The sequence below is a fragment of the Streptomyces sp. TN58 genome (assembly GCF_001941845.1).
Classification (GTDB): domain Bacteria; phylum Actinomycetota; class Actinomycetes; order Streptomycetales; family Streptomycetaceae; genus Streptomyces.
The window spans coordinates 4,419,967-4,432,781 of the sequence record NZ_CP018870.1 but is presented as its reverse complement, the minus strand read 5'-3'; the positions used below and the strand labels follow the sequence as shown (position 1 = coordinate 4,432,781).

General features: G+C 70.9%; 11 protein-coding genes. 6 read left to right on the top strand and 5 right to left on the bottom strand.

Annotation, left to right across the window (positions count from 1 at the left end; genetic code table 11):
• Positions 1-58: 58 nt before the first annotated feature.
• Complete coding sequence (locus BSL84_RS20260) at positions 59-385, top strand: WhiB family transcriptional regulator (RefSeq protein ID WP_030027725.1); 327 nt, start codon at positions 59-61, stop codon at positions 383-385.
• 173 nt (positions 386-558) lie between these two features.
• Here the strand turns inward: BSL84_RS20260 and BSL84_RS20255 are convergent, their stop codons facing one another.
• Entirely contained in the window at positions 559-1,458 is a 900-nt protein-coding gene (locus BSL84_RS20255; protein ID WP_045323141.1) for a LysR family transcriptional regulator, read from the bottom strand.
• 88 nt (positions 1,459-1,546) lie between these two features.
• On the opposite strand from BSL84_RS20255, the gene BSL84_RS20250 reads away from it, so the two are divergent.
• The 3 genes from BSL84_RS20250 (at position 1,547) to BSL84_RS20240 (ending at position 3,865) form a co-directional block, all read left to right on the top strand.
• Entirely contained in the window at positions 1,547-2,233 is a 687-nt protein-coding gene (locus tag BSL84_RS20250; protein WP_030028869.1) for an MOSC domain-containing protein, read from the top strand.
• 31 nt (positions 2,234-2,264) lie between these two features.
• On the top strand, positions 2,265-3,038 hold the full coding sequence (locus BSL84_RS20245) for an SDR family NAD(P)-dependent oxidoreductase (protein WP_030028868.1): 774 nt from the start codon (positions 2,265-2,267) through the stop codon (positions 3,036-3,038).
• A 116-nt stretch (positions 3,039-3,154) separates the two neighbouring features.
• Entirely contained in the window at positions 3,155-3,865 is a 711-nt protein-coding gene (locus tag BSL84_RS20240) for an ester cyclase (RefSeq protein ID WP_030028867.1), read from the top strand.
• 74 nt (positions 3,866-3,939) lie between these two features.
• Here the strand turns inward: BSL84_RS20240 and groL are convergent, their stop codons facing one another.
• Positions 3,940-5,568: a chaperonin GroEL gene (groL, locus tag BSL84_RS20235; RefSeq protein ID WP_030028865.1), complete on the bottom strand. Its 1,629-nt coding sequence runs from the start codon at positions 5,566-5,568 to the stop codon at positions 3,940-3,942.
• Positions 5,569-5,679: 111 nt separating this feature from the next.
• Entirely contained in the window at positions 5,680-5,988 is a 309-nt protein-coding gene (gene groES, locus BSL84_RS20230) for a co-chaperone GroES (protein WP_030011064.1), read from the bottom strand.
• Positions 5,989-6,442: 454 nt separating this feature from the next.
• On the opposite strand from groES, the gene BSL84_RS20225 reads away from it, so the two are divergent.
• Positions 6,443-7,834: an FtsW/RodA/SpoVE family cell cycle protein gene (locus tag BSL84_RS20225; RefSeq protein WP_037662159.1), complete on the top strand. Its 1,392-nt coding sequence runs from the start codon at positions 6,443-6,445 to the stop codon at positions 7,832-7,834.
• Between the two features lie 1,805 nt (positions 7,835-9,639).
• Here BSL84_RS20225 and BSL84_RS20220 read toward each other — a convergent pair.
• Together BSL84_RS20220 and BSL84_RS20215 are read right to left on the bottom strand one after the other, a co-directional pair.
• Positions 9,640-10,524, bottom strand: a complete 885-nt coding sequence (locus BSL84_RS20220) for a polysaccharide deacetylase family protein (RefSeq protein ID WP_079273463.1) — start codon at positions 10,522-10,524, stop codon at positions 9,640-9,642.
• A 14-nt stretch (positions 10,525-10,538) separates the two neighbouring features.
• A complete protein-coding gene (locus tag BSL84_RS20215; protein WP_030029508.1) occupies positions 10,539-11,417 on the bottom strand; it encodes a polysaccharide deacetylase family protein in 879 nt (292 codons plus the stop codon).
• Between the two features lie 139 nt (positions 11,418-11,556).
• Between BSL84_RS20215 and BSL84_RS20210 the strand changes: the two genes are divergently transcribed.
• Entirely contained in the window at positions 11,557-12,807 is a 1,251-nt protein-coding gene (locus BSL84_RS20210; RefSeq protein ID WP_051873237.1) for a THUMP-like domain-containing protein, read from the top strand.
• Positions 12,808-12,815 lie beyond the last annotated feature (8 nt).

Below are 12,815 nucleotides of genomic sequence, written 5' to 3'. Positions count from 1 at the left end.
GAGACCCTTGGAGACATGGACCGTATCCGCCTCAGTACCGGCACCAAGAGGACTACCAATGGCAGATTTCTCCCGCCTCCCCGGACCGAACGCCGACCTCTGGGACTGGCAGCTGCTAGCCGCCTGCCGCGGGGTCGACAGCTCCCTCTTCTTCCACCCGGAAGGCGAGCGGGGCGCGGCCAGGAGCGCGCGTGAGGCCTCGGCTAAAGAGGTCTGCATGCGATGCCCGGTTCGTTCGGAATGCGCTGCGCACGCACTGGCCGTCCGCGAGCCCTACGGGGTGTGGGGCGGCCTCACGGAGGACGAGCGCGAGGAACTGATGGGCCGCGCCCGGCATCGACTCATCCCCGCGTCGAGTGCGATCGGACCGATCGCGCCGCACTGAGAGCCGACGAAACGACGAAGGAACGTTTCCTCAACACCATCCGCACGCCGGGCGTGTCGCCGCCCGGTCCCGGTTTCACGCGTTCGGCCGTACGCGCCCCCGTGCGTGCGGCCGGCGCGTGACGGGCCCGGACGTACGGCCGACGCGGGACTTCGGCAGGCCCGGGCGTACGGTCAGCGCGTCGCTGCCCGCTCCAGCTCGGCCAGGGTCGCCGCCACGGCCGGCACCCGGGCCAGGTCGGGCAGCGTCAGCGCCACGACCTCCCGCTCGACGGCCGGCTCCACGGCCACGGTGCTGACGCCCTTGGCCCGTACGGACTCCACCGCGAGCTCCGGCAGCACGGCCACGCCCAGCCCCGCGCCGACCAGGCCGACCACCGCCGGATAGTCGTCGGTGGCGAAGTCGATGCGCGGGGTGAAGCCCGCGTCCTCGCACACCTCCACCAGATGGCGGCGGCAACGCGGGCAGCCCGCGATCCAGGGCTCGCCGGCCAGCTCCGCCATGCCCACCCGCTCCGCGCCGGCCAGTGCGTGCCCCTCGGGGACCAGCCCGACGAGCCGGTCGGTCAGCAGCGGCCGCACCACGAGGTCCTCCCACTCGGCGGCGGACCCGGCGGAGCCTCCGTAGCGGAAGGCCAGCGCCAGGTCGCAGTCGCCCTCACGCAGCATCTCCACCGAGCGCGGCGGCTCGGCCTCGACCAGGGAGATACGGGTGCCCGGGTGCTCGGCGCGCATCGCCGCGAGCGCGGTCGGCACCAGGGTGGAACTGCCGCTGGGGAAGGACACGAGCCGCACCCGGCCCGCGCGCAGCCCCGCGATGGCCGCGACCTCCTCCTCGGCGGCGGTCAGCCCCGCGAGGATTCCGGCCGCGTGCCGGACCAGGGCCTCGCCCGCCTGGGTCAGCCGCATCTCGCGGCCGGTGCGGATGAGCAGCGGGGTGCCGGCCGACTGCTCCAGCGCCTTCATCTGCTGGGAGACGGCGGGCTGGGTGCAGCCGAGCTCGCGCGCGGCGGCGGAGAAGGATCCGGTCCCGGCGACGGCGCGCAGTACCCGGAGATGACGTGCCTCGATCACCCTGCGAGCATAAGGCCCCCTTTGACGCCTGCGCGAATACCTCTGTGCCGCTTTGGGGGTGCGCGGTTAGCCTGTGCCCATGGGTCCCATGCATCTGATCTCCGTGAACCTCGGCGCCGCCACCCCTTCCGAGCACACCGACGCGGAGAGCGGGGTGACGGGCATCGGCAAGCGCCCCGTCCCCGGCCCCGTCCGCGTCTTCGCCCCCGGCGCCAAGGCCACCGGCCTCGGCAGCGGCCTTGAGGGCGACACCGTCTGCAACCGGCGCCACCACGGCGGCGACCACCAGGCCGTCTACGCGTACGCCCGCGAGGACCTGGACCTGTGGGAGCGCGAGCTGGGTCGCGAACTGCCCGGAGGCCTCTTCGGCGAGAACTTCACGACCTCCGGCGTCGACCTGAACACCGCGCGGCTCGGCGACCGCTGGCGGGTCGGCTCGGACCTGGTCCTCGAAGTGGCCTCGGCCCGCATCCCGTGCCGCACCTTCCAGGGTGTGCTGGGCGAGGCCGGCTGGGTCAGGCGCTTCACCCGGGAGGCCCGGCCGGGCGCGTACCTGAGGGTGATCCAGGAGGGTTCCGTCTCCCCCGGCGACCCCATCGAGATCATCCACCGGCCGGACCACGACGTGACGGTGCAGCTGTGGTTCCGCGCCTTCACCACCGAGCGCGCCCTGCTGCCGCGGACCCTGGCAGCGGGGGCGGCGATGGAGCCGGAGGCGCACGAGAAGGTGCTCCAGTACGTGGAGAAGCACGGGACCGGGGCCGGGGTGCGATAGCGGCGTCGTCCGGGGCGGCTAGGTTGCGCCTATGACGACTGCGTTGATTACGGGATCCACGGCGGGCATCGGCGCCGCCTTCGCCCGGCGGCTGGCCGCCCAGGGGCACAACCTCGTGCTGGTGGCGCGCGACACCAAGCGGCTCGGCGAGCAGGCCACGGAGCTCCACGACCTGCACGGGATCGAGGCCGAGGTGCTGGCCGCCGACCTCTCCACCGACGCGGGCATCGCGGCGGTGGAGAAACGCCTCGGCGACCGTACGCATCCGGTCGACCTGCTGGTCAACAACGCGGGCTTCGGCAACAAGGGCCGCTACCTGGAAGTCTCCATGGCCGACGAGCTGACCATGCTCAAGGTCCACGTCGAGGCCGTGCTGCGGCTGACCTCGGCGGCTTCGGAGTCGATGCGCACGCGCGGCCGCGGCGGCGTGATCAACGTGGCCTCGGTGGCCGCCTTCGTACCGCGCGGTACGTACGGGGCCAGCAAGGCCTGGGTCGTGCAGTTCACCCAGGGCGCGGCGCGGGACATGGCGGGGTCCGGGGTCCGGCTGATGGCGCTGTGCCCCGGCTTCGTACGCACGGAGTTCCACCAGCGCGCCGGCATGGGCACGGACAACATCCCCGGCTGGATGTGGCTGGACGCCGACAAGCTGGTGGCCGCCGCGCTGGCCGACCTGGCGCGCGGGAAGACGGTGTCGATCCCGGACCCGCGGTACAAGGCGCTGATGGGTGTCGTGAAGCTGACGCCGCGCGGGCTGCTGGGCGGGGTGTCCTCGCGTACCGGCCGCAAGTACGGGCCGCAGTAGCGTTCATGGCCTGTCGGCAGGCCCTCCGCCGCGGTCCCGTCTGGACGACCTGGACCGCCAAACGGGCTAACTCTCCCTAAACTGGACATGTCCCATCTCCAGCGGGAGGCGACGCGATGACATTCGTACAGGTGATCGATTATGAGACCACGCGGTTCGATGAGATGAACGCGCTCATCGACCGCTGGGCTGAACAGAGCAGCGGCAGGCGCACCGCCACGCACACGATGATCGGCCAGGACCGCGATGCCCCGACCCACTTCGTGGACATGGTGGAGTTCGCCTCGTACGAGGAGGCGATGAAGAACTCTCAGCTCCCCGAGACGGACCGGATGTTCCACGAGATGGTGTCCCTCTGCGAGGGGATGCCGAAGTTCATGAACCTCGACGTCGTCCGCGACGAACACCTCAACAAGCAACTCTGCAGCCGGGTGTTCCAGGAAGCCGCCATGGCCGGCGACATGAGCGTCATCGACGAGTGCTTCGCGACGAACTACATCGACCACGACGTCAGCAAGGAGGAACCCACCGTCATCGGGCGCGAGAACATGCGCTCCGACATGGAGATGTGGCGCGCCGCCTTCGACATGACCTTCGAGCCGACCGCGCAGGTGGCCGAGGGGGACATGGTCACGACCATCTGGAACTGGCGCGGCACCCACACGGGAGAGTTCATGGGGGTCCCACCGACCGGGAAGACGTACGAGATGTCCGGCACCACGACCTTCCGGTGCCAGGACGGAGAGATCATCGAGGGCTGGTGGCACTACAACCCCGGCGCCCTCCAGCGCCAGATGGGCGGAACCGGATCGCCCTACGCCACCTAGCTCCAGGGGGGTGTCCGCACACGGGGAAGGCCCCGCTCCGCGGCTGCGGAGCGGGGCCTTCGACGTGGAGCGGGTCAGTGGCTGTGGCCGTGACCGTGGCCGTGACCGGCGTCGCCCTCGTCCTCGGCCGGCTTCTCGACGACCAGGGTCTCGGTCGTGAGCAGCAGGGAGGCGATGGAGGCGGCGTTCTCCAGCGCGGAACGGGTGACCTTCACCGGGTCGATGACGCCGGCCTTGACCAGGTCGCCGTACTCGCCGGAGGCGGCGTTGAAGCCCTGGCCCTTGTCGAGCTCGGAGACCTTCGAGGTGATGACGTAGCCCTCAAGGCCCGCGTTCTCGGCGATCCAGCGCAGCGGCTCGACGGCGGCGCGGCGCACGACCGCGACACCGGTGGCCTCGTCGCCCGACAGGCCGAGGTTGCCGTCGAGGACCTTCACGGCGTGGACGAGCGCGGAGCCACCACCGGAGACGATGCCCTCCTCGACCGCGGCGCGGGTCGCGGAGATGGCGTCCTCCAGACGGTGCTTCTTCTCCTTGAGCTCCACCTCGGTGGCGGCGCCGACCTTGATGACGCAGACGCCACCGGCGAGCTTCGCCAGGCGCTCCTGCAGCTTCTCGCGGTCCCAGTCGGAGTCCGTGGCCTCGATCTCGGCCTTGATCTGGTTCACGCGGCCGAGGACCTCGTCGGAGCTGCCCGCACCGTCGACGATGGTGGTGTCGTCCTTGGAGATGGTCACGCGGCGGGCGGAACCCAGCACGTCCAGACCGGCCTGGTCGAGCTTGAGGCCGACCTCCTCGGCGATGACGGTGGCACCGGTGAGGGTGGCCATGTCCTGCAGCATCGCCTTGCGGCGGTCACCGAAGCCCGGGGCCTTGACGGCCACCGCGTTGAAGGTGCCGCGGATCTTGTTGACGACGAGGGTGGAGAGCGCCTCGCCCTCGACGTCCTCGGCGATGATCAGCAGCGGCTTGGAGCCACCCGCCTGGATGACCTTCTCCAGCAGCGGCAGGAGGTCCTGGATGGAGGAGATCTTGCCCTGGTTGATCAGGATGTACGGGTCGTCGAGGACGGCCTCCATACGCTCCTGGTCGGAGACCATGTACGGCGAGAGGTAGCCCTTGTCGAAGGCCATGCCCTCGGTGAACTCCAGCTCCAGGCCGAAGGTGTTGGACTCCTCGACGGTGATGACACCGTCCTTGCCGACCTTGTCCATCGCCTCGGCGATGAGCTCGCCGACCTGGGCGTCCTGCGCGGAGAGCGCGGCGACGGCGGCGATGTCGGACTTGTCCTCGATCGGGCGGGCGGTCGCGAGGAGGTCCTCGGACACGGCCTTGACCGCGGCGTCGATGCCCTTCTTCAGGGCGGCCGGGGAAGCGCCGGCGGCGACGTTGCGCAGACCCTCGCGGACCAGCGCCTGGGCCAGCACGGTGGCGGTGGTGGTGCCGTCGCCCGCGATGTCGTTGGTCTTGGTCGCCACCTCCTTCACGAGCTGCGCGCCCAGGTTCTCGTACGGGTCGTCCAGCTCGACCTCGCGGGCGATGGTGACACCGTCGTTGGTGATGGTGGGGGCGCCGAACTTCTTGTCGATGACGACGTTGCGGCCCTTGGGGCCGATCGTCACCTTGACCGTGTCGGCAAGCTTGTTGACGCCGCGCTCGAGGGCGCGACGGGCGTCCTCGTCGAACTTCAGGATCTTCGCCATGGGAGCGGTTCAGCCCTCTCGAAAACTCGGTTTAACGGGCTGCGCCCCTCGCCGCCCGGCAATCAGCGGGGTGACCAGGGGCGCAGCTCAAAGCAGTGCTGTGAAGCGAAATTACTTCTCGACGATCGCGAGCACGTCGCGAGCCGAGAGGACGAGGTACTCCTCGCCGCTGTACTTCACTTCGGTGCCGCCGTACTTGCTGTACAGCACGATGTCGCCGACGGTGACGTCCAGCGGGAGACGCTGGCCGTCCTCGAAGCGACCCGGGCCGACCGCGAGGACGACGCCCTCCTGGGGCTTCTCCTTCGCGGTGTCCGGGATGACCAGGCCGGAGGCCGTGGTCTGCTCGGCGTCGAGCGGCTGGACCACGATGCGGTCCTCAAGCGGCTTGATGGCAACCTTGGAGCTGGCGGTCGTCACGATCCGACCTCCCCCTTCGGAGATCCGGGGTTAACTGTCTGAGGTGGCGACCAGGTCGATCCGTCGTCGCGGGTGCCGGACCTGCCTGTCGCTGTGTTGGCACTCACCGGGGGCGAGTGCCAGGTGCGAGACTATTCCGGCGATTAGCACTCGGTCAAGCGGAGTGCCAATTCCCGTCGGCCGGGCGTTGCGCGGGCACCCCCCGCGGGGTGCCCGGCGGGGGCTTCGGCGGGGCGTCCGGCGGACGGACGGCGGGCCTACGGGCTTCGGGGAGGAACCCCGGGGACGGCATCGACGTCGTAGAAGATATGAAGATAAAGCGCCTCATTGGAGAGCGAATCGGACCCATGGCTTCCGCCGGCCCCTGCGCACCGGGCGCCGCCGGCGATCCAGGATCCCGCCCGCCCTCCGCCGCAGGCCCCCTGCCCGCCCCCGAGGGTGTCGGCGGCGTCCCGTGCGTGGACTGAGGCCGCTGACGACGGCGGGTGCCCGCCGTCGCACCGAGGCGCTGCTCCTCGTTCTCGTCATCGCCATCGCCGTCTTCGGGCACGCGGCCGCGGGCCTCGCGATGAACGGCGAGCTCCCGCCCAACCTCGCCGGCTTCACCATCAGCATGACGCTGCTGTCGCTGGTGGGGCATCTGGGCGTACGCCGCTTCGCCGCCTACGCGGACCCGCTGGTCTTCCCGCTCGCCATGCTGCTGACCGGCCTGGGGCTCGTACTGATCCACCGGCTCGACCAGGGCTACATCGAGCGGTGGAACTCCGACGCGAACGCCCCGGGCCAGCTGCTGTGGACCGTGGTCGGCGTGGCCGCGTGCATCGCGGTGCTGGCACTGCTGCGCGACCACCGGCTGCTCCAGCGGTTCATCTACATCACGATGGCGGTCGCGCTGGTGCTGCTGATCGCACCGGCGTTCTTCGGCGCGGACACGTACGGCGCCAAGCGGTGGATCATCCTCTTCGGCTTCTCGGTCCAGCCCGGGGAGTTCGTGAAGATCATGATCGCGATCTTCTTCGCCGGCTACCTGGTCATCCACCGCGACTCCCTCGCCCTGACGGGCCGCCGGTTCCTCGGGGTGCGCCTGCCCCCGATGCGCCAGCTCGGACCCATCGTCACGGTGTGGATCCTGTCGATGCTGGTGCTGGTCTTCGAGCGGGACCTGGGCACGTCGCTGATCTTCTTCGGCGTCTTCGTCGTGATGCTGTACGTCGCCACCGAGCGCACCAGCTGGATCGTCTGCGGTGTGCTCATGGCTGCGGCGGGCGCCTTCGTCGTGGGCTCGACCGAGCCGCATGTGAAGGCGCGCGTGGCGGCCTGGCTGAATCCGCTCTCCGTCTACTGGGAGACCCCTCCCCCAGGTGTCACCTCGGACCAGTCGGCGCAGGCGCTGTTCAGCTTCGGCACGGGCGGCGTCTCGGGGACCGGCCTCGGCATGGGCCACCCCGAGCTGATCAAGTTCGCCGGGCGCAGCGACTTCATCCTCACGACGGTGGGCGAGGAGCTGGGCCTGGCCGGGGTCATGGCCGTACTGATCCTCTACGGGCTCCTCGTGCAGCGCGGGCTGCGGATGGCACTCGGCGCCCGCGACCCCTTCGGCAAGCTGCTGGCGGTGGGGCTCGCCTCGGCGCTGGCGCTCCAGGTCTTCGTGGTCGCCGGAGGCGTCACGGGCCTGATCCCCCTCACGGGCAAGGCCCTGCCCTTCCTGGCCAAGGGCGGCTCGTCCCTCCTGGCCAACTGGATCATGATCGCCCTCCTCCTCCGCATCAGCGACAGCGCGGAACGCCAACGCGAGGCGGACGCCCGAGGCCCGGCGGAAACAACGATCACCCCGGTGGCGGGGTAGGAGGCGGGGGCGGGGCGGCAGCCGCCGGGCGGGGGTGGGGCGGGAGCCGCCGAGGCGGGGCGCAAGGCGCAGCGGCGGTGGGGGGGGCGGGAGCCGCCGGGGCGGGGCGCAAGGCGCAGCGGCGGTAGGGGGCGGGAGCCGCCGAGGCGGGGGCGGGAAGGCGCGGCGGCGATACGCGGAGCGGGAGCCGCCGGGGCGGGGGTGGGGCGGGAGCCGCCGGGGCGGGGCGCAAGGCGCAGCGGCGGGGGGGGGCGGGAGCCGCCGGGGCGGGGGCGGGAAGGCGCGGCGGCGATACGCGGAGCGGGAGCCGCCGGGGCGGGGGCGGGACGGCGCAGCGGCGATACGCGGAGAGGGATCCAGCCAAGGCGAACTTCAGAAGGGCGCGGAGGCTTCAGAAGAATGGGATCCACTCGGGCAGGGTCGGAAATGCCCTGGGGGTTTCCCGTCAGTCCCATCGTCTCTCCGCGTCGGGCCGGCCCGTCAAGGGCGCTCCCGTTGGTCGCGTCACTTCGTGAGGGCCTTCGGCCCCCCTTGACCGACCGTCCCGCCACGGAAATCCGAAAGACTGCCGGGAAGCCCCCAGAGGAACGGGCCGGCCATCCAGACATCCCTCGGGGAGGTCGGGGCCGCGTGCCCGGATCCAGGAGCGCGTCAAATCGCTACGCGCTCCTGCCCGACGGCGCCTGCGAGCCCTATGGGCTGGACATAGGCCGCCACCAATCGCTACGCGCTCCTGCCTGACGGCGTCTCCGAGCCCCATGGGCTGGACATAGGCCGCCACCAATCGCTACGCGCTCCTGCCTGACGGCGTCAGCAAGCCTCTTGGGCTGGGAATAGGCCGCCAGCGATCGCTACGCGCTTATCCATCACGCGTCCGCGAGTCTCATGGGTTGGGCAGAGGCCGCCAGTGGTGGCCGCGCGCTTCTCGATCACGCGTCTGCGGTTCGTCTGGGGCTGGGCACAAGCCGCAGAAAGCTTTCCGCGCCCCTCTTGGACGGCGTCCGGCCCCTGGGTGGGGTGGAAAAGCGCCGGATGACGGCTGGAGCGATGCCAATCCATGTCTGGGAGAGTGCGCACGGCCGAGAGGCTGCCATTCGCCCTAATTGCCCCCGTCTGTGCCGACGGGTGGGATCTCGTCGTGGTCTTGATGGGGGTTGAGTTCGGCTGAGCCGAGGAATGGCTTTCCCGGCCCTCGATTTCGCCCCTCCCAGCCCCGAACGAGGGGCGGACGCGGTCGTCGAGGAGCGCGTAGCGATTGGTGGCGGCTTATGCCCGACCCCAGAGGCTCGCGGACGCGTGATGGAGAAGCGCGTAGCGATCTGGGGCGGCCTATGTCCAGCCACAGGGGTCCGCTGACGCCGTCCTTCAGGAGCGCGTAGCGATTTGGGGCGTACCCGGCTCCCGCTGCGCGGCGCCGACCTGCCCGAGGGATGTCTGGATGGCCGGCCCGTTCCTCTGGGGGCTTCCCGGCAGTCTTTCGGATTTCCGTGGCGGGACGGTCGGTCAAGGGGGGCCGAAGGCCCTCGCATAGCGACGCGACCAACGGGAGCGCCCTTGACGGGCCGGCCCGACGCGGAGAGACGATGGGACTGACGGGAAACCCCCAGAACCCCACCGACACCGCCCCAGCGGATCCTGCTCCTCGCACCGCCGTCGTGACTCTCGAAGCCTCGCCCCGGCGGGATCCCGTCCCTCGAAGCCACCTCCGCACCCCTCGAAGCCCGCCCCGGCGGCTGCCGACCCGCACCGCCGCCGCGCCTTCCGCCACCGCCCCCGCGGCCCCCGCCCCCGAAGCGCCCGCGGTCCTACAGGTAGTCCTCCAGGCGGCCTATGCGATAGCCCTGTTCCTGGATGCGCTGGAGCATGCGGGTCGTCATCTGGGTTTCCGTCGCGCCCTTGAGTTCGGACGGGCCGCGGAAGTGGGCCAGGATGATGTCGCCGGGCTGGAGGGTGGAGCCCTGGGCGTACTGGAAGTTGTTTATCTGCATCGACACCCGCCAAAGGAGCACCGACGAGACGCCGCACTCCGAGGCAGCCCGGAGGGTGTCGTCGTTGTAGTTGCCGAAGGGCGGGCGGAAGAACGGCGGGCGCTGGCCGAAGCGCTTCTCCAGCTTGTCCTGCTGGCCGCATATCTCCTTCTTCTGCGCCTCGAAGGAGAGGGTCCGCAGGTTCGGGTGGGTCAGCGTGTGGTTGTTCACCGTGCTCGCCGAGCCGTTGTCGCGAAGCTTCTCGAAGTGCCCGTAGTCCGACGAGGCCACGCTGTCCGTGAGGAACATGCTGATCGGCAGCTTGAGGTCGGCCGCCATCTTCAGGAACTCGGGGTCCTTCTCGGCGCCGTCGTCGAAGGTCAGGAAGACCGTCTTCTCCCCGGCCGGCAGGGGTATTCGGTCTATCACCGGGACCTTGCCGGGGGCCGCCTTCGGGATCTGCGGCTTCTGGGCGGGCTTCGGTGCGTACTGGAGCGGGGCCGTCAGGCCCCACTTCTTGTACGCCTCGTCGGACGCGCCCCCCTGCCCGCCCCCCTGCCCGCCCCCGGGAGCAGCCGCGGGACCCGTCGTCGACGCGGACGGCGTCGGCGACGACGGGTTCGGCGTGGCCTTGTTGCCCAGCCGTTCGGTGGGGTCCACGTTCTTGCCGCACCCCGTCAGCGAGAGCGCGAGCGCGCCGGCCGCCAGCGTTCCGGCTACCAACCGGCGCACGTACCTCACAAGTAGTCCTCCAGGCGGGCCACGGCATAGCCCTTGTCCGTGACGGTCTTCATGACATGACGGATCATGTCAGGCATCGTGCCCTTCCAGTCCTCCTTACCCCGGAAGTGCGTGAGGATGATGTCACCGGGGTGCAGGTCGCGGTCCCACTCGCGGTAGTCCATGCGGTTCGTGAACGCCTCGGCGTTCCACAGCGGGACGGCCTTGATGCCGCAGGACTTCGCCGCCTTGAGGGTGTCGTCGTTGTAGTTGCCGTACGGCGGCCGGAAGAGCGTCGGCCGCTTGCCGAACGTCTTCTGGATGGTGTCCTGCTGGCCGCAGATCTCCTCGCGCTGCTGCTCGTACGACAGCCCGGGCATGTAGCGGTGGTTGAGCGTGTGGTTGTTCAGCGTGACGCCCGCGGCCTGCATCTGCTTGAAGTACGGGTAGTTGTCCTTAACGAGGTAGTCGCTGAGGAAGGCCGTGTACGGGATCTTCAGCTCCTGCATCATCTTCAGGAACTCGGGGTCCTTCTCCGAGCCGTCGTCGATGGTCAGGAAGACGACCTTGTCCTCGGTGGGCACGGTGGTGAAGACCGGCGGCAGTTCGTCCTCTTCGTGGTTCCACACCTCGAAGCCGTCACGCGTCTCGATCTCCGGCTTCTCCTTCGGCGCCGGCGGGGCCGCGAGCGGCACCTGGCGCAGCCCCCACTTCTTCGCCGCGGCGACGCGTGCCTGCTGCAGCGCCTTGGCCTTCTCGGCGGCGCTGAGCGCACCGGCGGCGCCCGCCTCCGAGCCCTTGGCCGCCTTGGCCTTCTCGGCCTTGTCCGGCCCGCCCGACTGCCCGGAGCCGCAGGCCGTGCCGAGGGCTGCCACCAGCAGGGCGGCCACGGCCACCCCGAACCGGCCGCGCGGACCCGCCGCGTACCGGTGACCCAGTTGCGTCTTATCTTCCCTTTGTCCGACTAGCTGCATAGCTGCGCATCCTGGCACCCGACACGCGGGGTCCCGGGCCGACACCGCGCACCGGGGTGCGATGTTCCTCCGACCGGCCCACATCCCCGTCGCCGACAATGGACCCGTGACCCCCGAAGACTTCGCCGCGCTCCTCACCCCCGAGGGCCGCGCCCTCCTCGACTCGCTCCGCGACCACGACCCCGCCCAGGAGCTGGCCGTCGCCACCCGGCTGCGCCGCGAGCACCCCGCCGCGCTGGTCTCCGCGGCCCTCGGGCAGGCCCGGCTGCGGCAGCGCGCGGTGGCCAAGTTCGGGGCCGAGGACGCCTTCCGGATGTACTTCACCCCCGGCGGCGGCGAGATGGCCACCCGCGCGTCGGTGGCCTCGTACCGGGCGGAGCGACTCGCGGCCCTCGGTGTGCGCAGCCTCGTGGACCTGTGCTGCGGCATCGGCGGGGACGCCCTCGCCCTGGCCCGCGTGGGTATCCGGGTGCTCGCGGTGGACCGCGACCCGCTGACGGCCGCCGTCGCGCGCGCCAACGCCGAGGCGCTGGGCCTGGCGGACCTGATCGAGGTCCGCGAGGCCGATGTGACGGAGGTGGACGCCTCCGGCTTCGACGCGGTCTTCATCGACCCGGCCCGGCGCGGGGGCCGGGGCCGGACCTTCGATCCGGAGTCGTATTCGCCGCCGCTGTCGTGGGCCGTGGAGACGGCCCGCGCGGCGAAGTACGCCGCCGTCAAGATCGCCCCCGGGATCCCGCACGAGGCGGTCCCCGCCGAGGCCGAGGCCGAGTGGATCTCCGACCACGGGGACGTGAAGGAGGCCGTGCTCTGGTTCGGCACGACCCCCGGAACGGTGCGCGCCACCCTGCTCCCCGGGCCGCGCGGTCTGCACACCACCGAGCCGCTGCCCGATCCGGAGGCCGGGCCGGTGGGCCGGTGGCTCTACGAGCCCGACGGCGCCGTGATCCGCGCCCACCTGGTCGCCGAGGTGGCCGGGCAGCTGGACGGCCGGCTCATCGACCCGACCATCGCCTACATCACCGCGGACGAGCTGCGTGCGACGCCGTACGCGACGGCGTACGAGATCACCGACGTGCTGCCCTTCGGCCTGAAGAAGCTGAAGGCCCTGCTGCGCGAGCGCGGGGTCGGGGTCCTGACCGTGAAGAAGCGTGGTTCGGCGATCGAGCCGGAGGAGCTGCGCAAGAAGGTCAAGCCGCAGGGCCCGAACTCGGCGACCGTCTTCCTGACGCGGGTGGCGGGCGCCCCCTCGATGCTGATCGGTGCCCCGGCGCCGGCCGTCCCGCCCCCGGCTCAGGCGCACCCGGCGTAGGCGCCCCG

Excerpts from the sequence above, each read along its gene's own strand:
- BSL84_RS20260 (WP_030027725.1), top strand. The coding sequence starts at position 59 with ATGGCAGATTTCTCCCGCCTCCCCGGACCGAACGCCGACCTCTGGGAC.
- BSL84_RS20250 (WP_030028869.1), top strand. The coding sequence starts at position 1,547 with ATGCATCTGATCTCCGTGAACCTCGGCGCCGCCACCCCTTCCGAGCAC.
- BSL84_RS20245 (WP_030028868.1), top strand. The coding sequence starts at position 2,265 with ATGACGACTGCGTTGATTACGGGATCCACGGCGGGCATCGGCGCCGCC.
- BSL84_RS20240 (WP_030028867.1), top strand. The coding sequence starts at position 3,155 with ATGACATTCGTACAGGTGATCGATTATGAGACCACGCGGTTCGATGAG.
- groL (WP_030028865.1), bottom strand. The coding sequence starts at position 5,568 with ATGGCGAAGATCCTGAAGTTCGACGAGGACGCCCGTCGCGCCCTCGAG.
- BSL84_RS20210 (WP_051873237.1), top strand. The coding sequence starts at position 11,557 with ATGTTCCTCCGACCGGCCCACATCCCCGTCGCCGACAATGGACCCGTG.